This is a genomic window from Streptomyces sp. NPDC050439 (assembly GCF_040655335.1).
GTDB lineage: Bacteria > Actinomycetota > Actinomycetes > Streptomycetales > Streptomycetaceae > Streptomyces.
Genome location: NZ_JBFAJT010000004.1, coordinates 46,316 through 69,166, shown reverse-complemented (window position 1 = coordinate 69,166; position 22,851 = coordinate 46,316). Strand labels below are relative to the sequence as shown.

At 71.0% G+C, this 22,851-nt stretch carries 20 protein-coding genes; 7 read left to right on the top strand and 13 right to left on the bottom strand.

Features of this window, described 5'->3' with window-relative positions; all coding sequences use genetic code 11:
- Window positions 1-114: 114 nt before the first annotated feature.
- Window positions 115-468 carry a hypothetical protein gene (locus AB0I66_RS17660; RefSeq protein ID WP_363208776.1) on the bottom strand — a complete coding sequence of 118 codons (354 nt, stop codon included), beginning with the start codon at window positions 466-468 and terminating at the stop codon, window positions 115-117.
- 320 nt (window positions 469-788) lie between these two features.
- On the opposite strand from AB0I66_RS17660, the gene AB0I66_RS17655 reads away from it, so the two are divergent.
- The gene (locus tag AB0I66_RS17655; RefSeq protein WP_363208775.1) at window positions 789-1,832 is read left to right on the top strand and encodes an NlpC/P60 family protein; all 1,044 of its coding nucleotides are present in this window, start codon (window positions 789-791) and stop codon (window positions 1,830-1,832) included.
- A gap of 54 nt (window positions 1,833-1,886) precedes the next feature.
- Window positions 1,887-2,525 (top strand): hypothetical protein, encoded by a 639-nt coding sequence (locus tag AB0I66_RS17650; protein WP_363208774.1) that lies wholly within the window; start codon window positions 1,887-1,889, stop codon window positions 2,523-2,525.
- Window positions 2,526-2,544: 19 nt separating this feature from the next.
- On the opposite strand, the gene AB0I66_RS17645 is transcribed toward AB0I66_RS17650, so the two are convergent.
- Window positions 2,545-3,324 carry a response regulator transcription factor gene (locus tag AB0I66_RS17645; RefSeq protein ID WP_363208773.1) on the bottom strand — a complete coding sequence of 260 codons (780 nt, stop codon included), beginning with the start codon at window positions 3,322-3,324 and terminating at the stop codon, window positions 2,545-2,547.
- Window positions 3,321-4,610, bottom strand: coding sequence for a PspC domain-containing protein (locus AB0I66_RS17640; RefSeq protein WP_363208772.1), 1,290 nt, complete (start codon window positions 4,608-4,610; stop codon window positions 3,321-3,323). Before AB0I66_RS17640 ends, AB0I66_RS17645 begins: the two co-directional genes overlap by 4 nt.
- 183 nt (window positions 4,611-4,793) lie before the next feature.
- Here AB0I66_RS17640 and AB0I66_RS17635 point away from each other — a divergent pair, with 183 nt between their 5' ends.
- Together AB0I66_RS17635 and AB0I66_RS17630 are read left to right on the top strand one after the other, a co-directional pair.
- The gene (locus tag AB0I66_RS17635) at window positions 4,794-6,134 is read left to right on the top strand and encodes a PspC domain-containing protein (protein ID WP_363208771.1); all 1,341 of its coding nucleotides are present in this window, start codon (window positions 4,794-4,796) and stop codon (window positions 6,132-6,134) included.
- The gene (locus AB0I66_RS17630) at window positions 6,121-6,360 is read left to right on the top strand and encodes a hypothetical protein (RefSeq protein WP_363208770.1); all 240 of its coding nucleotides are present in this window, start codon (window positions 6,121-6,123) and stop codon (window positions 6,358-6,360) included. Before AB0I66_RS17635 ends, AB0I66_RS17630 begins: the two co-directional genes overlap by 14 nt.
- Before the next feature lie 16 nt (window positions 6,361-6,376).
- Here AB0I66_RS17630 and AB0I66_RS17625 read toward each other — a convergent pair whose 3' ends face one another.
- From AB0I66_RS17625 to AB0I66_RS17615, 3 genes are all read right to left on the bottom strand, one after another.
- Complete coding sequence (locus tag AB0I66_RS17625) at window positions 6,377-6,901, bottom strand: DoxX family protein (protein ID WP_363208769.1); 525 nt, start codon at window positions 6,899-6,901, stop codon at window positions 6,377-6,379.
- Window positions 6,902-7,032: 131 nt separating this feature from the next.
- Window positions 7,033-8,298: a hypothetical protein gene (locus AB0I66_RS17620; RefSeq protein ID WP_363208768.1), complete on the bottom strand. Its 1,266-nt coding sequence runs from the start codon at window positions 8,296-8,298 to the stop codon at window positions 7,033-7,035.
- 169 nt (window positions 8,299-8,467) lie between these two features.
- Window positions 8,468-9,253 carry a class II aldolase/adducin family protein gene (locus AB0I66_RS17615; protein WP_363208767.1) on the bottom strand — a complete coding sequence of 262 codons (786 nt, stop codon included), beginning with the start codon at window positions 9,251-9,253 and terminating at the stop codon, window positions 8,468-8,470.
- A 163-nt stretch (window positions 9,254-9,416) separates the two neighbouring features.
- Here AB0I66_RS17615 and AB0I66_RS17610 point away from each other — a divergent pair, with 163 nt between their 5' ends.
- A complete protein-coding gene (locus AB0I66_RS17610) occupies window positions 9,417-9,896 on the top strand; it encodes a pyridoxamine 5'-phosphate oxidase family protein (RefSeq protein WP_363208766.1) in 480 nt (159 codons plus the stop codon).
- Between the two features lie 98 nt (window positions 9,897-9,994).
- Here AB0I66_RS17610 and guaA read toward each other — a convergent pair whose 3' ends face one another.
- The gene (gene guaA, locus AB0I66_RS17605; protein WP_363208765.1) at window positions 9,995-11,581 is read right to left on the bottom strand and encodes a glutamine-hydrolyzing GMP synthase; all 1,587 of its coding nucleotides are present in this window, start codon (window positions 11,579-11,581) and stop codon (window positions 9,995-9,997) included.
- Between the two features lie 434 nt (window positions 11,582-12,015).
- Between guaA and AB0I66_RS17600 the strand changes: the two genes are divergently transcribed.
- A complete protein-coding gene (locus AB0I66_RS17600) occupies window positions 12,016-12,303 on the top strand; it encodes a chorismate mutase (RefSeq protein WP_363208764.1) in 288 nt (95 codons plus the stop codon).
- 761 nt (window positions 12,304-13,064) lie between these two features.
- Here AB0I66_RS17600 and AB0I66_RS17595 read toward each other — a convergent pair.
- Window positions 13,065-13,838, bottom strand: a complete 774-nt coding sequence (locus AB0I66_RS17595) for a hypothetical protein (protein ID WP_363208763.1) — start codon at window positions 13,836-13,838, stop codon at window positions 13,065-13,067.
- Between the two features lie 118 nt (window positions 13,839-13,956).
- A complete protein-coding gene (locus tag AB0I66_RS17590; RefSeq protein WP_363208762.1) occupies window positions 13,957-14,358 on the bottom strand; it encodes a hypothetical protein in 402 nt (133 codons plus the stop codon).
- Window positions 14,359-14,524: 166 nt separating this feature from the next.
- Between AB0I66_RS17590 and AB0I66_RS17585 the strand changes: the two genes are divergently transcribed.
- Entirely contained in the window at window positions 14,525-15,634 is a 1,110-nt protein-coding gene (locus AB0I66_RS17585; RefSeq protein WP_363208761.1) for an LPXTG cell wall anchor domain-containing protein, read from the top strand.
- Window positions 15,635-15,744: 110 nt separating this feature from the next.
- On the opposite strand, the gene AB0I66_RS17580 is transcribed toward AB0I66_RS17585, so the two are convergent.
- The 4 genes from AB0I66_RS17580 to AB0I66_RS17565 form a co-directional block, all read right to left on the bottom strand.
- A complete protein-coding gene (locus tag AB0I66_RS17580; RefSeq protein ID WP_363208760.1) occupies window positions 15,745-17,598 on the bottom strand; it encodes a GMC family oxidoreductase in 1,854 nt (617 codons plus the stop codon).
- Between the two features lie 19 nt (window positions 17,599-17,617).
- Entirely contained in the window at window positions 17,618-19,234 is a 1,617-nt protein-coding gene (locus tag AB0I66_RS17575; RefSeq protein WP_363208759.1) for a succinic semialdehyde dehydrogenase, read from the bottom strand.
- Between the two features lie 175 nt (window positions 19,235-19,409).
- Window positions 19,410-21,122, bottom strand: coding sequence for a serine/threonine-protein kinase (locus AB0I66_RS17570; RefSeq protein WP_363208758.1), 1,713 nt, complete (start codon window positions 21,120-21,122; stop codon window positions 19,410-19,412).
- Window positions 21,123-21,203: 81 nt separating this feature from the next.
- The gene (locus AB0I66_RS17565; protein WP_363208757.1) at window positions 21,204-22,835 is read right to left on the bottom strand and encodes a serine/threonine-protein kinase; all 1,632 of its coding nucleotides are present in this window, start codon (window positions 22,833-22,835) and stop codon (window positions 21,204-21,206) included.
- Between the last annotated feature and the right edge of the window lie 16 nt (window positions 22,836-22,851).

Below are 22,851 nucleotides of genomic sequence, written 5' to 3'. Positions count from 1 at the left end.
GCCCGCGACGCGGTCCTCGCCCGTGGTGGGGCCGGGTTGGTAGCCGATCAGGGCCCCGCATTCCCGGGGGAATGCGGGCCACGCGCGCGTAGTGGGTCGGTCGGATCGGCGGACTCAGGTCCACAGCACCGCGATGAAGATGTTCGCGACGGTCAGCAGGCCGACGGCGCCGAACATCCCCTTGTCCACCTTCTCGTCGTCCCGTTTCACGTAGACCAGCGCGAGGATCACGATCAGGACGGCCATCTTGATGCCGATCTTGACGTTGTTGACGGGGTTGTCGTCCGCCTGATTGAGGCCCACCAGGATCACGCCCGTGACGAGCATCGTGAGCGCGCCGTGCAGCATCGCGGGGTTGAAGCGGGCCGTGCCCTGGCCCATCTGCTTCATCTGGGTGAGGAAGCCGCCCAGGAGGGAGGCGATGCCGATGATGTGCAGGCCGACGAAGAGATGGGTGAGAACGTCCATGGTTCCGGAGCCTAGCCGGGGCCATATCACCACTCCGTAGCCAGGTGGGGCGCGAGCGCCGCATCGGTCACGCGCACCTCCGAAGGCTTCCGGTCTGGTGGATCGCGCGGTCACTTGAGGTCACCGAACACCACACTTGCGTCAGTTGCGCACAATCCGTCACCAACCCGTGATGGTCAGGTTTAGCGTCCTTCGTCAGGTGACCGGCTCCCCACCGCCGCCCGGACCCGGGGCGGCAGTCGGCCACCACCGCCGAGAATCCGGCGGCGGCCCGCTCCCCCTGTGCGGGCCGTCGCCGGAACCTTAAGGAGCCCCCCTTCGTGGCAGCGCACCGCAAGCCGAAACAGCGCTCGCTCAGTGGCCATACGGCCCGCACCGCCGCCACCATCGCCCTCGCGGGAGCCGCCACGGCCACCGCCTTCGAGGGCACGGGACACGCGGATCCACGGCTCAGCCCGGCCGAGGTGAAGTCCAAGGTCGACGCGCTCTACCGCGAGGCCGAGATCGCCACCGAGAAGTACAACGGGGCCAAGGAGAAGGCCGACGGCGCCGAGAAGTCCCTCGGCGAGCTGCGTGACGAGGCGGCCCGCAAGACCGAGAAGCTCAACTCGGCGCGTCAGGGGCTCGGTTCGATCGCCGCCGCTCAGTACCGCAGCGGAGGCATCGATCCCGGCGTCCAGCTCGCGCTCTCCTCCGACCCCGACCAGTACCTGGAGCGCGCCGCGATCGCCGACCGCGCGGACAGCCGCCAGGCGGCGGCCGTCACCGGCGTGCGGAAGCAGCTCCGGGAGATCGACCAGCTGCGCACCGAGGCCGACGACACCCTCGCGCACCTCAAGTCCCGTCAGGCGGAGCTGAAGAAGCACAAGAAGACGGTCAACGGAAAGCTCGGCGCGGCCAAGCGGCTCCTGTCACAGCTCACCGGCGATCAGCGCGCGGACCTCGCGGGCGAGGACAGGGCATCGCGTGACGCGGGCCGTGAGGGCCTGCGGGGCGCCCCGGGCAAGGCACCCAACGCCCGCGCCTCGGCGGCCGTCTCGTACGCCTACAAGGCCCTCGGCAGCCCCTATGTGTGGGGAGCCACCGGGCCCGATGCCTTCGACTGCTCCGGGCTCACCCAGGCCGCCTACCGGTCGGCAGGCGTCGGCCTGCCGCGCACGACGTACGCGCAGATCGCCTCGGGCGAGCGCGTCTCGCGCTCTCAACTCCAGCCGGGCGACCTGGTCTTCTTCTACCAGGGCATCAGCCATGTGGGCCTCTATGTGGGCAACGGCCAGATGATCCACGCCCCGAACCCGAGCGCACCGGTCCGCCTCGCACCGATCAGCCAGATGCCGTTCGCGGGGGCGACGCGAGTGGCGTGAGGGGCCCCGGACAGCCCGAAGCACGGCCCCGGGCCCGCAGGTACTGTCAGGGCCATGTCCCGCCGCACGCTGCCGCCGCCTCCGCCGCCCGCCCATCTGCGCACCTGGCCGGACCGGAACGCGCTGCTGTACGACCGCGGCATGGCCCTGGAAGACCTGCGCCGACGAAGCCTGGGCGTGCACCGCCTCCTGATGCTCTGGCTGTTGGCACTCGGCTGCGTCATCGGCTGGGCGCTCCTGGCGGTGCCACTCGAAATGATCGAGGACCACGACCCGATGGCCTTCGTGATGGGTCCGATCTGCGCGGTCCTGGGCCTCGGGGCCATCGCCCCGTCGGTCGTGGGCGTCGTCATCGGCGTCCGCAACGACCGGAAGGTCCGCGAACTCACCGACAGCTGGCTGGCGCTGGACAGCCACCCGGTGTCGGACTCCGCCCTGCGCTCCCCCGCCCTCAGCCTCTGCTGGCTCCTCTCGTCCCTCACCGTGTGCGCGCTCGGCCTGTGGGCGTCCTTCGCGGCCGCCGCCTACGCCGAGCCCGGCAGGGACTCGTACAGCGACGTCGCGCTCGGCATGGGAGCGGGCCTCATCATGTGGCTGACGGGCCTCATCGGCATTACCAAGGCGGTGGGCCACTACCGCTGGGCGATACGGAAGTTGGGCCCCGCCCCGGTGGCGAGCGGCGCGCACCGCTGAGCCGGGGGCGGGCCTTGGGTCAGACCAGCCGCCGCGCCGTCGCCCACCTGGTCAGCTCGTGACGGTTGGACAGCTGGAGCTTCCTCAGCACCGCCGACACATGTGATTCGACCGTCTTGACGGAGATGAACAGCTGCTTGGCGATCTCCTTGTACGCGTACCCCCGCGCGATGAGCCGCAGCACCTCCCGCTCGCGCTGCGTCAGGCGGTCCAGGTCCTCGTCGACCGGGGGCGCGTCGGTCGACGCGAAGGCGTCGAGGACGAACCCGGCCAGGCGCGGCGAGAACACCGCGTCGCCGTCCTGCACCCGGAAGATGGAGTCGACCAGGTCGGTGCCGGTGATCGTCTTGGTGACATAGCCGCGGGCACCGCCACGGATGACCCCGATGACATCCTCCGCGGCATCCGAGACGGAGAGCGCGAGGAACCGCACGGGGCTCTCGGCGTCGGACATCAACGGCGCGCAGCGGCGCAGCACTTCGACGCCGCCGCCGCCCGGAAGGTGCACGTCCAGGAGCACGACCTCGGGGCGCGTCGTCGTGATCACCGTGACCGCCTGGTCGACGTCCGCGGCCTCTCCGACCACCTCGACACCGGTGATCGCGGTCCTGCCGATCTCCGCCTGGACGCCCGTGCGGAACATCCGGTGGTCGTCGACGAGGACGACGCGCGCGCGACGGCCCTCCGGGGCACCGCCCGCGGCGGCACCGGCCGACTCGGCCGACTCGGCCGACTCGGCCGACTCGGCCGCACCCTCTGATCCACCCCTGGGCCCCACGGGCTCGCTCGCGTCGCTCATGTCGTCGCCGTCCTCTCCATCTCCAGCTCGACTTCCGTGCCGCCCCCCGGCACCGCGCGCAGCCGCGCCGTGCCGCCGTTGCGCTGCATACGGCCGATGATCGATTCTCGTACGCCCATGCGGTCGTCCGGCACGGAATCCAGATCGAAGCCGGGGCCACGGTCCCGGACGGACACGAACACGGTCTCCCCCTCGACTTCGGCGAAGACCTGTACCGCACCGCCCTCGCCACCGTACTTGGCGGCGTTCACCATTGCTTCCCGCGCGGCCTGGGTCTGTGCCGTGAGGCGGTCGTCCAGCGGGCAGTCGCCGACTATGACGACCTCGATGGGGACGCCGTGCTTGTCCTCCACCTCCGCGGCATCGCGCCGCACCGCTTCGGCGAGGGTGTCGGGCTCGTCCGCCTCGTCCTTGCCCGTGCCCTCGGGTTTGTAGAGCCATTGCCGCAGGTCACGCTCCTGAGCGCGGGCCAGGCGGCGCACCTCCGAGGCGTTCTCGGCGTTGCGCTGGATCAGGGTCAGGGTGTGCAGGACCGAGTCGTGCACATGGGCGGCGACCTCCGCCCGCTCCTGGGCGCGGATACGCATCAGCCGCTCCTCGGAGAGGTCCTGCATCATGCGCACGAGATAGGGGCCGGCGAGCAGCGCGACGCCGACAAGCACGGCGAGCGCGGCCTGCAGCACGGAGCTGAGGTGCGAGGTGGAGCCCTGCAGCACGACGATGCCGGAGACACCGGCGCCGACCAGCAGCACTCCGGCCCCCGCGCGGGCGATGGTCAGGGTGCGCCTGCGGCGGCCGACCGCCATCCAGCGGGCCCGGCGGGCGTTGTCGGCCTGCCGCCAGACCAGGGCGACACCGGCGGCGACGAGCAGGGTCGGCCAGAGATAGGCCTTGGTCGAGCTGCCCAGGTCCACGTTCCCGACGAAGACCATGGCGACGATGACCATCGCGAGCAGCGCGACGAGCTGGCCCTTGTCCGGCTTGCGGGCCACGAGTCTGCGGCGTCCGTCGGGTGCCGTCTCGGATGTGACGGCCGAGGGCGGGCGCATCGCGTCGACCCCGCCGACGCCCAGCGGCACGAAGAACCAGAACGCCGCGTACAAAAGGCCGCCGAGCCCGTCCGCCATGAACAGGCCGACGAAGATCAGCCGCACCCAGACGACGGGAAGGCCGAGATGACCGGCGAGGCCGCGCGCGACACCGCCGAGCCAACGGCCGTCACCGCTGCGATAGAGCTTTCGCAGCGGCCGCTCGTCTTCGATGGATACTGCTGCGGCTTCCGGCATGTCTCCGATATTCACACGCGTATGCGGGCGCGGGCATCAGGGTCGACCCCCGAGACGTCCCTGATCTCCGACCCGGACGCCGGGCCGCGGAGGTCAAGGCAGGGGTGTGTCAGGGACGATCTCAGGGTTCGGCCAGGGTTGTCCCGACTGCCGCCGCGGCCTTGGGCCCGTCACCATGGACACATGAAAGACGAGCAGCCCGCCGGGTCGGGCCCGCAGGCCGCACCGCACGATTCTCGTTACGCCACGGCGCAGGAGCCGGGCGGGCCGATGGTCGTGCTGGCCTTCCGCCGCGACCGCCGGCACAAAAGACTCGGCGGCGTGTGCGCGGGGCTCGGTCAGCACTGCGACATGGATCCGGTGATCTTCCGGATCGGGCTCGCGCTCCTCTCTCTCACCAGCGGTCTCGGCCTTGTCTTCTACGGTTTCGCGTGGCTGTTCGTCCCCTACGACGACGAGGAGGAGAACGAGGCGCGCAGGCTCCTCTCCGGCCGGGTGGACGGTCAGGCGCTGACGGCCGTGCTCTTCGCGCTCGTCGGCTGCGGCGTCTTCCTCTCCCTGCTGAACAACGGCGGGGCGCTCACCTTCGCGGCCGTCCTCGCACTGCTCCTCGCGGGCGCGGGGTACTGGTCGCAGCAGCGCGGCACGACCGATCCCGACCCGGTGGCGGCCCAGGCCGTGGCGGACGCGCCACCTGAGGCGAAGGCACCGCCGGTGGCCGGCGCCCCCTCGTGGTGGCGGGACCCGATCATCAAGGACGGCACGCACGACGGGATCTCGGGCTATTTCTGGGGGCCTGCGGGAATGACCGTTCAGTACCAGCCCGACCCGCCGCACGGGCAGCCGCTGCCGCGCGCCTCCGAGGACCCTCCCCAGCCCCCCAAGCCGCGAGGCCCACGCTGGATCGGCGGTCTCGTCTTCCTGGGAGCGCTGCTGGCCGGAGGGCTCGGCACCGGCCTCACATGGGCGGAGCAGCCGCTCGGCACCAGCCTGCAGACCGGCCTCGCGCTCGCGCTCGGGGTGTTCGGCGCGGGCATCGCCGTCAGCGCCTTCCTCGGGCGCACCGGGGTGGGCTCGATCATCCTGGCGGTGATCACGGCGGGGCTGCTCGCGGGCTCGGCCGCCCTGCCCAAGGACATCAGCACCACCTGGGCGGAGACGGAGTGGATACCGACGGCGGCAGGTCAGGTCCAGCCGCAGTATGAGCTGGGGACAGGCATCGGGACGCTCGACCTGACCCGGGCCGGCCCCGGCAAGGGAAAGACCCTGAGCACCAGTGCCGAGGTGGGGGCGGGTCAGCTGAAGGTCATCGTGCCGAAGGACAGCACGGTGAAGCTGGACATCGAAGTGGGCGTCGGCGACATCCAGTTGCCGGACGACCGCAAGCAGGACGTGGACATCGCTCCGGGCAAGGAGAAGTCGGTGACGCTGGACCCGGTCGCGGGAAGCAAGGACGGCGGCACGCTCGAGCTGCGCGTCGAAGTGGGCATCGGACAGGTGGAGGTGACCCGTGCTACGCCATGAGTTCCATCCCGGCAAGCTGGTCCTTGGCCTGTTCCTGCTGATGGCGGCGATCGCCTACGCGGGCGACGCGGGCGGCATATGGGACACACCGTGGTTCCTGGCCTTCCCGCTCCTGCTGGCGGGTCTGCTCCTGGGAGGCGCGGCAGCAGCGGTGTCGTACGGCATACGCGCCCGGCCCACGGCCCGTGCGGCGGGCCACCGGGCCGACGGCTCCACGGACGCCTGACCGCCCCGGCCGGCGGTCAGGCGAGTCCCGAACGGTGCCTGCGCCGGTCCGCGATCATCGAGTCGACCGAGAAGACGGACGCCCCCGCGAGGATCAGCGGGAGCCAGGCCATCAGGTAGATCAGGTCGTTGCCGTAGTAGTAGGGCTCGGTGGACCAGCTCATGGTCAGCCAGAGGCTGAGCGAGATCAGCGCTCCGCCGAGCGCGGCGATCCGGGCGAACAGGCCGATGAGGGTGCCGATGCCGACGGCGAGTTCGCCGAGGGCGATGGCGTAGCCGAAGCCGACGGGGCTCTTGAGGGCGAGGTCGACGAGTTCGGGGATGGCGGAGATGTCGCGGACGCTGTCCATCTGCTGGCCGATGGAGCCGTCACCGCCGGCGGACATGAAGGCGCTGTCGGTGATCTTGTCCAGGCCCGCGTAGATGAACGTGACGCCGAGGAAGATCCGGAGCGGCAGCAGGGCGTATCGGGAGGCGCTGTCCCGCCAGCCGCTGCTTCTGACGTAGCTGGTGTGGCTGTCGGTACGCATGCCGTGTGCCATCGCTCTCGCCGCCTCTCCGGTGACCCGCCTCGCCCATTGACCCGTCATCTGACGATACGTACGAAGAGGGGGCGCTGCTCAGTGGCTTGCACCGAATTCGCGATGCGCGGCACGTGGCCGGGCCGTGTGGCTCAGTCCGTGACGTCGATCGTGCAGCGGTTCGTCTCCACGCCCGCGGCCGTGATCACCTGGACGTCGACGCGTCCGGGCTCCACGTCGACCGGGACGGGGACGGTCAGGGAAGCGTCGGTCGGGTTGGTGAACCCGCCCGGCACGGGGACGAGCGGCACGTGGACGTGCACGGTCCCGATGCGGACGACCATCCGGGCGAGACGATCGGCGGTCTGCCCGCCCGGGGGCACGAAACCGGCGCCGCGGATCTCGATGTCGTCGCCCGTGCGGATGGGGGCGTCGAGATCGCCCGCCTCCCTGGCGCGCACCACGGAGAGGATCACGGGCCGGCCGCCCTCGGCGTACTTGCCCGCGAGGTATGTCGCCGCCGACACCAGGACCAGGAGGGCGAGGCCCCACGGCAGGTCGGGCAGCTGCTCGGGACGGCGCGCGAGACGTACGGCGGCGAAGATCATGGCGACGGTGCTGACCAGGACGTACTGGGCGTCGGTGAAGCTGCCGCGGCCCGCGTCGTCGGTGAGCAGATCGGCGGCCCGAGGCCGGTCGGCGGGCACCTTCTGCAGCCGTTGGCCAAGGACGCGCAGACCGACCACGCGACGTACGAGCACGGCGACCCCGCAGACGACGGCGAGGACGGTCACGGCACCGGCGGCGCGGGCGAGGTCGAGCCCGGCGATCAGCGCGTCCCGCTCCCGGTGGCCCGACGCCCCGGCGAGTTCGCCGACGAGGACGAGGACGGCGAAGACGAGGAGGAGCACCCAACAGGCCGCCACGGCACCGGAGGTGGAGAGGCGGTTGTCCTCACCGATCAGTGGGGCGAGGATGCCGCCGCGCGCCCGGTGCGCGTATCCGGCACCGGTCAGCAGAGCGGCGACGACCGCGGCCGCGAGTACCCCCGCGGTCCGGGCCAGGGTCCACCCGGTGCCGATCGCGGTGAGCGCCTGGACCAGGAGCAGGACGCCCACGCCCACCCAGAGCACGGCGGCCGTGCGGCGCCAGAGGTGGGCGAGCCAGGCCTGGCCCTCGGCCCTGCCGCGTTCGGCGACGGCGTGCGCGGACTGGGTCAGCTCGTCCGACACCCACTGCCGGGAAGCGCCCGCCGAGTGGGCGACCGCCGCGGGCAGCCCCTGTCCCGCCGCGAGCTCGTCGCGCTTGGCGAGGAATGCGGCCACGGCTCGCCGATGCCCCTCACGCGCGCCGTGCGGGCAGTCGCCACATGTGCAGCCGCCCCCGTGTGCGCCGTCGCGCGCCTCCTGCACCGCCACCGCGTACGCCGCCTTCCCCACCCTGGTTCGAACCCCGAAACGTGAACTTCCTTGCGATGAAAGGGGATTGTGCCGTACTAGGAGACGATCAGCTTCCCTGGGTCAGGTCAGCGAGGGTGATTCGGCCGTACGCGTGTTGACGCGGGGAGTTGTCGGCTCGGAAACGGGCTCAGGCCAGCAGATCCGGTTCGCTGCGGCTGATGTCCTGCCACAGGGACTGGTAGTTGATCCACGCCACGAGATCGCTGCCGAGCTGCTCGCGGGTCGCCACCGCCTGCTTGTGGCCGATGAGGATCGGGCGGCCCGCGGCGCGCGCGCTCAGCTGGACCTGGCAGGAGCGTTCCATCGTGAGGAACCACCAGGCAGCGGCGTCGACGGAGTCGCCGACGGTGAGCAGTCCGTGGTTGCGCAGGATGACGGCCTTGTGGTCGCCGAGCGCGGAGGCGATCCGCCGGCCCTCGTCCGAGTCCACGACGACGCCCGTGTAGCCGTCGTACAGCGCGTGGCTCTCGTAGAAGGCGCAGGACTCCTGGGTGATCGGGTCGAGGAGTTCGCCGAGCGTGGACAGGGCCCGGCCGTGCAGCGAGTGGCAGTGCGCGACGGCGACGACGTCGGGCCGCGCCAGGTGCGCCTGCGCGTGCACGGTGAAGGCGGCCTGATTGACGTGGTGGCGCCCCTCGACGACCTGTCCCTCCGCGTTGGCGAGGACCAGATCGCCCACCGTGATGTGCTTGAAGGGCATCCCGAAGGGGTTCACCCAGAAACAGTCCTCGTGCTCCGGGTCCCGCGCCGTGATGTGCCCGGACACCCCGTCCTCGTATCCGAGCCGCCCGAAGATCCGCAGCGCTCCGGCGAGCCGTTCCTTGCGGTGGCGCCGTTCGTCCGCCGGCGAGTCGTGCACCGGCGGCATCGCGAACTGCAACCGCTCGACGGGTATCGGTGTGGGCGCCTGCATGTGTCCTCCATCCCTGGCTGTACGGAGCGGAAGTTACCGCCGGTCAGCGCAGGAAGACAGGGGCTCCCTGTGAAGAGAGTGCGCAGTCGGGGCGGGAGGCCGGGCGGGAATCGGTGCGCCATGCCGGACAGAAGGTGTCGGGTATCGGCGGGACACTCGCCGTATGACGACGAACTGGGCAGCCTTCAGCGCAGCAGAACCCACCTTCGCGCGGACCGCAGAGGAGCGGTTCGGCCTGTTCACGCACCACGTCCTGGCCACGCTCCGCAAGGACGGATCACCGCGCACCACGGGGCTCGAAGTGCGTTTCCTGCACGGCGAGTTGTGGCTGGGCATGATGCCGGACTCGATGAAGGCACTGGACCTGCGCCGCGATCCGCGCTTCTCGATCCAGGCGAACCCGGGACCGGGCACGGAGATGGCGGGCGGCGACATCCGCATCTCCGGGCGGGCGATCGAGGTCAAGGATCCCGAGGTCATCGCGCGGTACGCGGGCGAGGTGAACCCGCCGGACCCGGACGCGTTCCACCTCTTCCGTACGGAGCTCACGGAGGTGGTGCGGACGTACATCGAGGACGGGAAGTATCTGGCGGTGCAGCTGTGGAGGCCGGGCGTACCGGCGCGGACGACCAGGCGGACCTGACATACGCGAACGGCGCCGCCCACCTACGTGGACGGCGCCGTCTCAGCGCTGCGGGGCGACTCCAGCGGGAAGAACCGCGGGAAGGAACCCGGGGAGGACTACTCCCACTCGATGGTGCCCGGCGGCTTGCTCGTCACGTCGAGGACGACGCGGTTGACGTCGGCGACCTCGTTCGTGATGCGCGTCGAGATCTTCGCGAGGACGTCGTAGGGAAGACGCGACCAGTCGGCGGTCATGGCGTCCTCGGAGGAGACGGGACGCAGCACGATCGGGTGGCCGTACGTCCGGCCGTCGCCCTGCACGCCCACGCTGCGCACGTCCGCGAGCAGCACCACGGGGCACTGCCAGATCTGCCGGTCGAGACCGGCTGCCGTCAGCTCCTCGCGGGCGATGGCGTCGGCCTCGCGGAGCAGGTCGAGGCGCTCCTTGGTGACATCGCCGACGATGCGGATGCCGAGGCCGGGGCCCGGGAAGGGCTGGCGCTGGACGATCTCGTCCGGCAGACCGAGCTCCTGCCCGACCATCCGCACCTCGTCCTTGAAGAGCTGGCGCAGCGGCTCGATCAGCTGGAACTCGAGGTCCTCGGGGAGGCCGCCCACGTTGTGGTGGGACTTGATGTTCGCGGTGCCCGTGCCGCCGCCGGACTCGACGACGTCGGGGTAGAGCGTGCCCTGGACCAGGAACTCGACGGGCTGGTCGTTCGGCGCCTCGGCGATGATCTCCGCCTGGGCCTGCTCGAAGACGCGGATGAACTCGCGGCCGATGATCTTCCGCTTCTGCTCGGGGTCGGAGACCCCGGCCAGCGCGGTCAGGAAGCGCTCCTGCGCGTCGACGACCTTGAGCTGCACGCCCGTGGCGGCGACGAAGTCCTTCTCGACCTGCTCGGTCTCGCCCTTGCGCATCAGACCGTGGTCGACGTACACGCAGGTCAGCTGCGAACCGATGGCCTTCTGTACGAGGGCGGCGGCCACGGCGGAGTCGACGCCTCCGGAGAGGCCGCAGATCGCGCGCTTGTTGCCGACCTGCTCGCGGATCGCGGTGAGCTGCTCCTCGACGATGTTGCCGGTGGTCCAGTCGGGCTTCAGGCCGGCTCCGCGGTAGAGGAAGTGCTCCAGGACCTGCTGGCCGTGCGTGGAGTGCATCACCTCGGGGTGGTACTGCACGCCGTACAGCTTCTTCTCGTCGTTCTCGAAGGCCGCGACCGGCACGACGTCCGTGGACGCGGTGACGGTGAAGCCCTCGGGCGCCGCGCTGCACGCGTCGCCGTGCGACATCCACACGGGCTGCTCGGACGGGGTGCCCTCGAAGAGCGTCGAGCCGGGCTTGGAGACGGCCAGCGGCGTGCGGCCGTACTCCCGCGCGCCCGAGTTGTCGACGGTGCCGCCGAGGGTGATCGCCATCAGCTGGAAGCCGTAGCACATGCCGAAGACGGGGACCCCGGCCTCGAAGATCGCGCGGTCCAGCCGCGGCGCCTCGTCCGCGTACACCGACGAGGGGCCGCCGGAGAGGATGATCGCGGCGGGGTTCTTGGCGAGCATCTCGGCGACCGGCATGGTGCTCGGCACGATCTCGCTGAACACCCGGGCCTCGCGGACGCGGCGGGCGATGAGCTGGGCGTACTGCGCTCCGAAGTCGACGACCAGAACGGTGTCGGGGGCGGCGGCAGCGGGGGACGCTGATGGCACGGCGGCGGCCTTCCGGCGTTGAGCGTGAGCTTGAGCGTGAGCTGGGGCTCGTGCGTGAGCAGGGGGTCTGTTTTGTCGATTCTAACGGGCCCGCGGACACCCCCTTCGTCACATCCGACGGAGCCCGGTCCCACCGCGGGGTGCCGGAGAGGGCGTCTCAGCATCCGAGCCGCGCCGGAGCCCGTGTTGACCGGGCACGCGCGCGTGGGGGCATACTGGCCCCGTGACCAAGCACCTCAGCTTCCTCTTTACCTATGGCAACCGGCCCGCCGGCTGCCATGGTCGAGCTGCTTGATCCACTGACAAGCGACTTCCCAGGCGCCCCGGGCCGACAAGGCCCGGGGCGTTCTGTCATTTCCGGGCCTTGTCGCTCCGGGGCACTCCACCGGGATCGATCCGATCCACATCCGATCCCCATCCGACCAGGAGCCCCCATGAGCATCGCCACGACCGACAAGACCGGCGCCCGCACCCCCGAGGCCGCCGACGTGATCGAGGGCGCACGCGACCGCATCGACGCACTCGACGACCGCATCATCGGTCTCGTACAGGAACGGATGGCCGTGTCGGCCGTCATCCAGGAGGCCCGGATCAGTTCGGGCGGCCGTCGCGTGAACCTCTCCCGCGAGATGGAGGTCCTCGGCCACTACAGGGACGCCCTCGGCAAGCCCGGCACGTCGCTCGCGATGACGCTCCTCGAACTGTGCAGGGGCCGGGTCTGAGCACCTCACGGCGCGAGCCGGAGCCCCCGGTGTCCCACCGGATCTGAGTTCGGGTCCGCTCTCACCCGTACGGCGCGTGACCAGGCCCGGAGGGGCTTCGTTGGTCCCGATGTCCGTGCCAGCCAGGGGCGGGCACGGAAAAACCACGCGTGGCTCCGCTGGAGCGATGAGGCGCACACCTCGTGTGCGCCGTGGGACCTCGCTCCAGAGACGTGACCGGACGGCAGGGGACAGCAGCCCGGTCACCCAGGGAACGGTCGGCTTCGGGGACGCCCGAAGCCGACCGGCCTCCGTCCCGGAAGCGTCCCTTCAGTTGTCTCCCCCAGCCGCCCCCGAGCCGTCCCCCAGCTGTCCCCGAGCCGTCCCTCAGCCGTCCCGCGGTCCCCAGGTCCCTCAGCTTTCAGGCTTCTACGTACCCCTTTGTAGACCCAGGTGTCCCTGTTCGTCCGGATCATGTCGAACCGGTTGCGCGGGTCACGGCGCATCCACCACGATGCGTAGCAGGCAGGCCGCGCGTGCGGCACTCCACAACTCCATTGCCATTGGTCGAGACCACTCGTGCGCCCCTCGTGCGCCGGGTAGGCCACCGGCGCGAAGCAGACCCGCGGCGCACTCCCCCGGCGCCGCTCCGGGCACCGACGCTGCCCTGACGTCGGTGCTGACGGCCAAGGGCCCCGTGGTTCCGTCCCGCGGGGCCCTTAGCTCTGCGGTCGCACGCCCCGCTTCCGCCTCAGCTTCTCTCTCTGCCTCTGGTTCTACTTCTACTTCGCCGCAGCCAGCTTCGTGAGCTGTGCCTCGACGATCCCGTCGGCCACCTTCGGGTCGCCCTCCTCGCCGGAACGGGGCGACCGCGGGTCGAAGATGTTCGAGGCGCGGAAGGCGATCAGCGTGGAGCCGCTGCGTACGACCGTGACGCGATCCCTGTGCAGGAACTCACCGGTCCGGCTCGCCAGCTTGTACGAGACGGCCTCGTCGCCGTCGACAGGACCGGGCTGCGGCCTGACACCGATGTACCGGCGGCCGCCGTCCCCGAACGTGGCGCACTTCTTCGTCCTCGTCGCCGCGCGCAGGGTGTCCATGGTCTTCTCGGCGTCGGCCTGGCCGTACGCGAGGAGCACGACCTCGGTCGTCGTGGTGTCCGCGACGTCGGTGCTGGTCAGTGTGCGGCTGACGTGTGCCTTCGACTTCGCCGGGGCGGCAGCCGTGAGCATCTCGGCGAGCGGGCGGCACTCGGCCGGGTTCACCCGGCCCGCCGACGGCCCGGCCTTGTCCGTGCCCTTGTCCTCGGCCTCACCCGGACCGGACTCGACCTTGTACTTCTTCACGTCACGCGAGGCGAGGGCCGCCTTCTCCAGCTTCGCGGAGGCGGAGGCGGAGGCCGGGGCGGAGGTGGGGGCCGAGTCCGCACTCCCGGGCTTCTCGTCCTTGCCGGCGCCACCCCCGTCGCCACTGCTGCCGCCGCTGCACGCCGCCGTCAGGCCCAGCACCACCACGGTCGAAACAGCCACCACGCCCCGCGCCACAGCTGACTTCACGTTCCCGCTCCCCCACTCTCGTACGCATCGTGCGGAGTCACCCGCTCAAGCGGAGTCACCCGCACCCCTCCTACGACGGAAGATCGTTACGAGCGGTTCCCCGCCCCGGGTCGCCGGGCTACTGCCACATCCAGAACCGGAACGGGCTCAGGAGCACGATCGCCAGCGCCATGAAGCCCACCACGATCACCACGCTCCACACCCGGCGGCTGCGCTCCGAACGCCCGCCGCGCCGCGGCCCGGTCGGCGCGGCGCGCCACTCGTCCGGCCGCCACGCCCCGGCGGTGCCCTCCCCCCGCGCCGCCTTGCGCTTCCGGCGCCGACGGCCAAGGGCGCGGGATTCCGCCGCCTGTCGGCGCGCCGCCTCCTCGTCGAGGCGCCGCAGCCGTTCGGCCACCATGCGCGCTCGCGCGGACGGCTCCTTCGGCGCCGAGGTGCGGATGTCGCGCAGACTGTCGCGCTCGAACCGCTCCCACACCTCGTCCGGTATGTGGTCCGGTCTTTCGCCCTGCTTCCCCACGCCCGCCCCCTGCTGCTGCCTGCCGATTCCCCTGGCTCACGACGATCACCGTCGAGCGGAGGAATTTCTACGGCAACCGGCGACAGACGCACAAGCCATGTGATCCAAGCCACATAAGAATTCTGTGAGTTCGAGGACAACCATTCACAGGCGGCGCAGGTCATGCATGCGTAACAACGGCCACACCCGCGTCCCCACCGCGGAGGCCTCCACCTCCGTACCGCCCGCCCGGTGGTACGCCGGACTCACTGAGGTCTTCATGAAGCTTCGCCGTGTCATGGCCGCCGCGGCCGCGACCGCCGCAATAGCCCCGATCGCGCTGCTGTCGGCCCCTGCCGCCTACGCGACCCCGGACACCACGCCGACCCCGACCGCGACGGCCACCGAGTCGGCCACGCCTCCGGCCACGGGCACCCCGACGGAGCAGCCGACCACGACGCCGCCGCCGAGCCCGACGACCACCGCGCCCACCACGCCGGCGCCGAGCGGGACGCCCTCCGACACGGCCAAGCCCTCGGAGACGGCCAAGCCGACCGAGGAGCCCACCGAGGAGGAGCCGACCGAGGCGCCCACGGACTGCCCGGTCGACGAGGACAGCGACGACGCCGACACGAAGCTGGAGATCGGGCTCTCGGGCCTGCCCGGCAAGATCGTCGCGGGCAGCGGCTGGCACCAGTTCAAGCTGACCGCCTCCAACCCGAGCGACCAGAACCTCGGTGAGGTCCAGTGGCTCGCCATGGTGGACAACTACACCGAGAGCGAGGACGAGAAGGACTGGCTCGCCAACTACGCGCAGATCCAGTACTTCAACCCCGACACCAAGGCCTGGGAGTCCATTACGGACGAGGTCTCGGGCGGCTTCTACTTCGGCTCCACCCCGCTGGGCGCCAAGGAGAAGGTCGACATCAAGCTGCGTCTCAACGTCAGCGCCAAGGCCCCGGCCGGCGACGGCTACGCGCTCGGCCTCGGCGGTTACCTGGACTCCGAGGAGAACTGCGTGCGCAACGCGTTCTCCTTCTACGAGTTCACGGTCCTGAAGGCCGGCAGCTCGAACGAGAACCCGGGCGAGGCCGACAAGAACGAGGACGGCAAGACGCCCAACGGTGGCAAGACGCCCGTGGGCGGCGCCAAGGAGATCCCGGTCACCGGCAACCTCGCCGAGACCGGCTCCAGCTCCATGCTGCCGACCATCGGCCTCGTCGGCGGTGTCGCCGTCATCGCCGGTGCGGGCGCGGTCTTCGTCGTCCGCCGCAAGAAGGCCGACGCCACCGCGTAAGCACCGGTATCGGCACGCCGCTCAGCGGCACTGAAGCACGCGAAAGGACCTGCGCTCGGAGGGGGGTGCAGGTCCTTTGGCGTACGCGGGGCCGCTGGTGGTACGGGGGTCTACTTCTTGGCCGGCACCGCGGGCATCCCCAGGAAGGGCAGCTTCAGGGCGCCGAACGCGTCCGCCGGTACCGCCGGGGACTTCGGCTCGACTGCGGCGAGGCGCACGTACTGAGCGCCTTGCGTGGGACGCGTGTCCTCGGCGCCCTTGTTGGGCCAGAACGACATCGCGCGCTCGGCCTGCGCGGTGATCGTCAGGGACGGGTTCACGCCCAGGTTCGCGGAGACCGCGGCGCCGTCGACGACCGAGATGCCGGGGTGGCCGTAGAGGCGGTGGTACGGGTCGATGACCCCGGAGTCCGCCGAGTCGCCGATCGGGCAGCCGCCCAGGAAGTGCGCGGTCAGCGGGGTGCCCATCAGCTCGCCGATGTTCGACCCCGCGAAGCCGTTGATCTCCTTGGCGAGCAGCGACGCCGCCTCGGTGGCCTCGGGGATCTGCGTCGGGTTGGGCGCGCCGTGGCCCTGCCGGGCGGTCAGCAGGCCCTTGCCGATGCCTTTCTCCTTGCGGTACGTGGTCAGGGAGTTGTCGAGGGTCTGCATGACGAGGCCGATGATGGTCCGCTCCGACCAGCGCCGGTTGGAGAGCGAGCGGACCATCAGCCAGGGGTGCTTGACGGCGTTGCCGGCCCAGCCGGCCACGCGCGCCTTGCCGCCCTTGATGCTGTAAGGCACCTGGAGGATCGTCATGCCGCCCATCGCGTTGGACCTCTTGCCGTAGCGGACCGGCTCGATGTGCGTGGTGGCGTTCGGGTGGATCGACGAGGTGATCGCGACGCCCTTGGTGAAGTCCACCTTCTCGGCGCCGTGTTGCTTGCGGTAGCGGCGGTCGGTGGTCTGCGAGCCGACCAGGGCCTCGGAGTTGGTGCGGGTGAGCGCGCCGAGCCTGCCGGAGATGCGCGGGAGCAGGCCGGTGTCCTTCATGCGGTGCAGGAGCGTCTGCGTGCCGTAGGTGCCCGCCGCGACGACGACCTGGCGCGCCGTGAAGGTGCGCCCCTTGCCCTTGCGCTTGGCGTCCGTGGGCAGGGTCGCCACGGCGAATCCGCCTCGCGAGTCCTCGGTGACGGTGACGACGGAGGTCATCGGGTGGATGACGGCTCCCGCCTTCTCCGCGAGGTAGAGATAGTTCTCGTTGAGGGTGTTCTTCGCGCCGTGCCGGCAGCCCGTCATGCACTCGCCGCACTCGCTGCACGCCTTGCGGGAAGGACCGGCGCCCCCGAAGTACGGATCGGGAACTTCCTCGCCGGGCCCGGCCGTTGAAGTACCTGAGGCGTCCTGCTCGTCGCCGAAGAAGACGCCGACCGGCGCCATGTGGAAGCTGTCGCCCACTCCCATGGCCTCGGCGGTCGCCTTCAGGTGGACGTCGGAGGGGGTCGTGGTCGGGTTGAGCCGCACCCCGAGCATGCGCTTGGCCTGCTCGTAGTAGGGGCCGAGCTCCTCCTGCCAGTCCGTGATGTCCTTCCACTGCGGGTCGTTGAAGAACGGCGCGGGGGGCACGTAGAGCGTGTTCGCGTAGTTGAGCGAACCTCCGCCGACGCCCGCCCCGGCGAGCACCATCACGTTGCCGAGCAGATGGATGCGCTGGATGCCGTACAGGCCGAGGGCCGGTGCCCAGAGGTAGTTCTTGAGGTCCCAGGAGTTCTTCGGGAGCGACTCGCGGGTGAAGCGGCGGCCCGCTTCGAGCACGCCGACGCGGTAGCCCTTCTCCGTCAGCCGCAGGGCGGAGACGGAGCCGCCGAAGCCGGACCCGACGACGACGACGTCGTAGTCGTACGCCGCTTCGCCGTCGGAGCCGCCCCCGCCGTACCCACCGGCCTCGCTGTCCGGCTGTTTCTGGACAGAGCTCTCCTGTGACATTGACTCTCCTCGTTGAGATCTAGCGCAGGCGCAGGGACTTCATGACCTTCAGGCTGAGGCTCATGAACGCCGCGTACTTCTCGTCGTCCATGCCGAAGGACGGCGCGAGCGGCATCAGCCGCTGGTGCGCGACGGTCTGCGCCTCGGTGTACTTCAGGATGCCCTCGGAGCCGTGGCGGCGGCCGAGGCCCGAGTCCTTCATGCCGCCCATCGGCGACTGCACGCTGCCGTAGGCGGGCGCGAAGCCCTCGTTCACGTTGACGGTGCCGGTGCGCAGGCGGGCGGCCATCTTGCGGCCACGGTTGCCGTCCTTCGTCCAGACCGAGGAATTCAGGCCGTACGACGTGGAGTTGGCGAGCTCGACCGCTTCGTTCTCGTCGGTGAAGCGGTAGATGGAGACGACCGGGCCGAAGGTCTCCTCGGCGCACACCGCCATCGGGGCCTCGACGCCGTCCAGGATCGTCGGCTCGAAGAAGTACGGGCCTATGTCGGGCCGCGGGACGCCGCCCGCGACCAGCGTGGCGCCCTTGGCGACCGCCTCGTCGACGTGCCGCTTGGTGGTCTCCAGCTGCCGCTCGCCGACCAGCGAGCCCATCTCCGCGCCGTACGCGAGGGAGCGGCCGAGCCGCATCGCCTTCGTCCGCGTGGCGAAGCGCTCGACGAACTCGTCGGCGATCGACTCATGGACGTAGAGCCGCTCGATGGAGATGCACAGCTGACCGGCGGACGAGAAGCAGGCACGCACCGCGCCCGCCGCGGCCTTGTCGATGTCGGCGTCGTGGAGCACCAACATGGCGTTCTTGCCGCCCAGTTCGAGCGAGACGCCGACGAGCCGGCCTGCGGCGCCCTGGGCGACCTCGCGGCCGGTGCGGGTGGAGCCGGTGAAGGAGACGTAGTCGGCGTGCCTGACGATCTCGGGCCCGACGACGGGTCCCTCGCCGATGACGACCTGGAAGACCTCGGCGGGCAGACCGGCCTCGATGATGAGGTCGCGGGCCCACAGGGCGGTCAGGCAGGTCTCCGTGTCGGGCTTCATCACCAGCGCGTTGCCCGCGACGAGCGCGGGCAGGGCGTCGCCGATGGACAGCTCGAAGGGGTAGTTCCAGGGCGCGATCTGGCCGACCACACCGCGCGGCTGCCGGTTCTCGGTGACCTTCGTGAGGGTCGGTACGACACCGGTGTGGCGCTTGGGGTTCAGATACGCGGGAGCCTTGCGGCCGTAGTGCCGGGCGGCGACGGCGACGGCCTGCAGCTCCTCGTGCGCGTGCAGGCGGGCCTTGCCGGTCTCCAGCTGGATGAGGTCGAGGACCTCGGCCTGGCGCTGCAGGACCAGGTCGTGGAAACGGAGCAGGATCGCCGCGCGCTGCCGGACCGGCGTGCGCTCCCAGGAGATCTGGGCGACGCGGGCGCGCTCGAAGGCGGTGGCCACGTCCTCGGGGGTGGACTCGGGCAGGTCGGCCAGCTTCTCGCCGGTGAACGGCGCGTGGTTGGCGGTCCGGCCCGATCCGATCACGTCGCGGGTGAGCTGCGCGATGAGCTCGGGGGTCACCACGTCGGCGGCGGTGCGCGCACCATCCGGGGCGGTGGCTGTCGGGTTCGTGCCGAGGGGCGCTGCGATGGCCTGCGAGTCCGTCATGTGGGTGAGCGTAGGCCCAGGTCAGGGTTTTGGGTACCCGTCGGTAATCAGCTTTCACCGCGCACACACACGATGCCAGCGTTCACTGGCGGTAAAGCCCCTGATCAGGGGCTTAGCCACAGTTGATCAACAACGGGCGACCAATTCCGGCGGGACCCACGGGCAGGGCCGCGCGTCAGGGCTTGGCGATCTCCAGTTCGGCGATCGCGGTCTTGGCGACCTCACGGCCCCGCTCGACGAAATCGCCCTTGCCGGGGTAGTCGATCCAGAGCTTGTACATGTCGCCGGGCTTGGCGGTCTTGTAGTAGAAGACCTTGGCCTCGCGCGGTCTCGGCGCGTCCGAGTCCGAGTCGTCGACGTAGGTGACCGTGTTCTCGGCCGACTCCCGGTCCTTGTACGTGGTCTTCGCGGTGCGGCTGCGGGGAGCGGGCGTCTCGGCCATGTTGCTCTGGTCGCCGCCCTCGATCGCGTCGCCGTCGCTGTACGCCTGCGCGGCGGCGGACCCCGCCATCTCACCGGTGGCGTCCTCGGACTTCTTCGAGAGGTACAGCGTGATCGAGATCGCCGTGCTCGGGTCGGTGTACCTGACCCAGTGCTCGGTCTTGTTGATGCCGTCCGGCACGGACTTCACATAGTGCGGCGGCGCCGCGAGCGTCGCGCCCAGCGCCTTCTCCTCGTGCGTCTTCCAGCTGTCCGCCTCGGCCGCCGCGAACGGGTTCGTGACCACGAGGACGCCCGCGACCACGGCCGCGACGACCACCGCGCCGACGCCCATGAGCCCCTTGCGGCCGATGGTGACGCCCTTGCCTCCCGAGGCACCGCCGCCGCCGACCTGGACGACCCGCGTCGGCGCCGCCTGCGGAGGCCGGGCCGCCTCTTCTAGAAGGGCGCGGACCTGCGCGGCGCGCGGCCGCTGGCCGGGATCCTTGACCAGGAGGCCGTTGATCGCCTGGGCGAGCGGGCCCGAGGCCGAGGCGGGCGCCGCGGGCGTCGCGTTCAGGACGGACTGCAGCGTCGCCGGGGTGTTGTTGCGCCGGAACGGCGAGACGCCCTCCGTGGCGGCGTACAGGACCACGCCGAGCGACCAGAGGTCAGAGGCCGGCCCCGGTCGCTGGCCGAGGACCCGCTCCGGGGCGATGAACTCGGGCGAACCGACGAAGCCGCCGGTGTCCGTCAGGTTGGTCTCGCCCTCGATCTGGGCGATGCCGAAGTCGGTGAGGACGACGCGGTCGTGCTGCCCCAGCATCACGTTGTCCGGCTTGACGTCACGGTGCAGGATGCCCGCCTGGTGGGCCGCGTCCAGGGCGCCGAGCACCTCGAGGCCGATGCGGGCGGCGTCACGGGCGCCCAGGGTGCCCTCCTGCAGCGCCGCGCCGAGCGAGCGGCCCTGGACCAGCTCCATGACGATCCACGGCTGGCCGTCCTCCACCGCCACGTCGTGGACGTTGACCACGGCCGGGTGGTCGAGGCGGGCCGCGGCGCGCGCCTCGCGGCGCATCCGCTCGAAGACGTTGGCACGCTCGCGCTCGGGCAGGTGGTCGGGGATGCGGGGTTCCTTGACGGCGACCTCGCGGTCCACCGTCTCGTCCTTCGCGCGCCAGACCGTGCCCATGCCGCCGTGGCCGAGCTTGGACAGCAGGCGGTAGCGGCCCGCGATCAGCCGGCCCGCGCCCGGTTCCGGCTCGGACGGCTGGTTCGGCACCACCTGGGTGGGCTGGGCGTACGGCGACGGGGGCGGGGTCAGCGGGCCGGGCTGCTGCTGGGCGTACGGGTTGCCTTCCCTGGCGCCGCCCTGACCCCCTTGCCCGGGGGCAGCGGGCTGCGGTGGCTGCAGTCCGAAACTGGTTGGCTCGTACGGGCCGTAAGAGGCTCCCCCGTCATTGCTCATGCCCCATGACTACCTTGCCGACCACCCGGGGTTCCACCCGGGTCACTGACTTGTGACAGGGGTGATGCGCCGGGCGAAGCCTCAGCGGCGCACGAACGAGTCCACCGCCGTGTCGAAGTACCGCCGCCCCTCCTTGGCCTTGTCGACCGGCGCCGAGACCCACACGTCGTACATCCGGCCGCCCTCTTCCCAGCACAGGTCGAACGTGTGCCGGTCGCCCTCCGCCTGCGTGAAGCCGTCCCAGCTGAACTGCCAGAGGGCGGCGGGGCGTCCGTTGTGCGAGGTCTCGGTGACCTCTCCGTCCCGGTAACCGGGGTTGTTCTGAGGCCCCTTGGCGTCGGAGCGGCGCTGCACGGCGAGCGGGCCGCCCGGCTCCGGGGCCGACTCCTTGATGCCTATGCGGAAGGTGCCGCCCGACGACTTGTAGAAGGTGCGGGGCCCGTCCACCTCGCGCGTGAAGCCGTCCGGCACGGCGAGCGTGAAGCCGCGGGGGTCCTTCGTGACGCGGTAGCCCTCGGGGGGCTCGGGCGTGGAGGGCTTGGGGGTGCGGGAGCCTCGCGTGACGGTCACCGTCGGGGTCGGCGAAGGTGTGGGGCTCACCGTCTTCGTCTGCGCGGACTGCGTGGCGGGGGTGGTGGGCGTACCGCCGCCGTCGCCGTCCCGGCTCATCAGGAGCGCGGCGGAGACCCCGGCGCCGGCCACCGCGGCCACGAGCGCGGCGGCTATGAGCATGGCTCTGCGTCGGCGACGGGAGGGGCCGGGCGTCTGCGCGGGCGGGCGTATAGGCAGGTCACGGTAGGTGGGCGTGTAGCCGCCCGGCCCGGCGCCGGGCAGTGCCGAGGGCTGGCCGCCGGCCCGGCCCGCGGGCGTCGACGGCATCCGTCCCGTCTCGACGTACGTCCGCAGCAGCCGTTCCGCGTCCACGGTGCCCAGGCGCCGGTCCGGGTTGCGTTCGAGCAGGCCGAGGATGACGGGCAGCAGCGGGGCGGCGGCGGGCGGCGGACGGATCTCGTCGAAGACGACGGCGTGCAGCACGCCGCTGATCGAATCCCGGCGGAAGGGCGACTCGCCGGTCAGCGCGGCGACGAGGAGCGCGCCGAGCGACCAGAGGTCGGACTCGGGCCCTGTCCGCTCGCCCGACATCCGCTCGGGCGCGGTGTATTCGGGGGAGCCCACGAACGATCCGATCTCCGTGAGCGTCGTCGCCCCGCTGACCTGCGCGATCCCGAAGTCGGTGAGGACGACACGGCCGGTCGTCTCCTCCATGAGGACGTTCGCGGGCTTGATGTCGCGGTGCAGGACCCCGGCGGCGTGCGCGACCCGCAGCGCGCCGAGGAGGGCAATGCCCATCCGGGCCACTTCCCGCGCGCCCATCGGGCCCGCCCGCGCGATCCGCCCGGCCAGCGAACCGCCCTCGATCAACTCCATGACGATGTACGGGTGGTCGCTCTGCACGACGACGTCGTGGACGACGATGATGTGCGGATGTCTGAGCTGCGCGGCCGCCCGCGCCTCGCGCAGGGTCCGCTCGCGCTGCTGCGTCGCGTCGGATTCGGAGAGCGTGTCGTCGAGGGCGAGTTCCTTGACGGCGACCTGACGGCCGAGAAACTCATCCGTGGCCTGCCAGACCACGCCCATGCCACCCCTGCCGAGCCGCACATCCAGGCGGTAACGGCCAGCTATGACCCGGGCGTTGTCCCCCACGCTCCCCATGCGGCCATCATGCCCC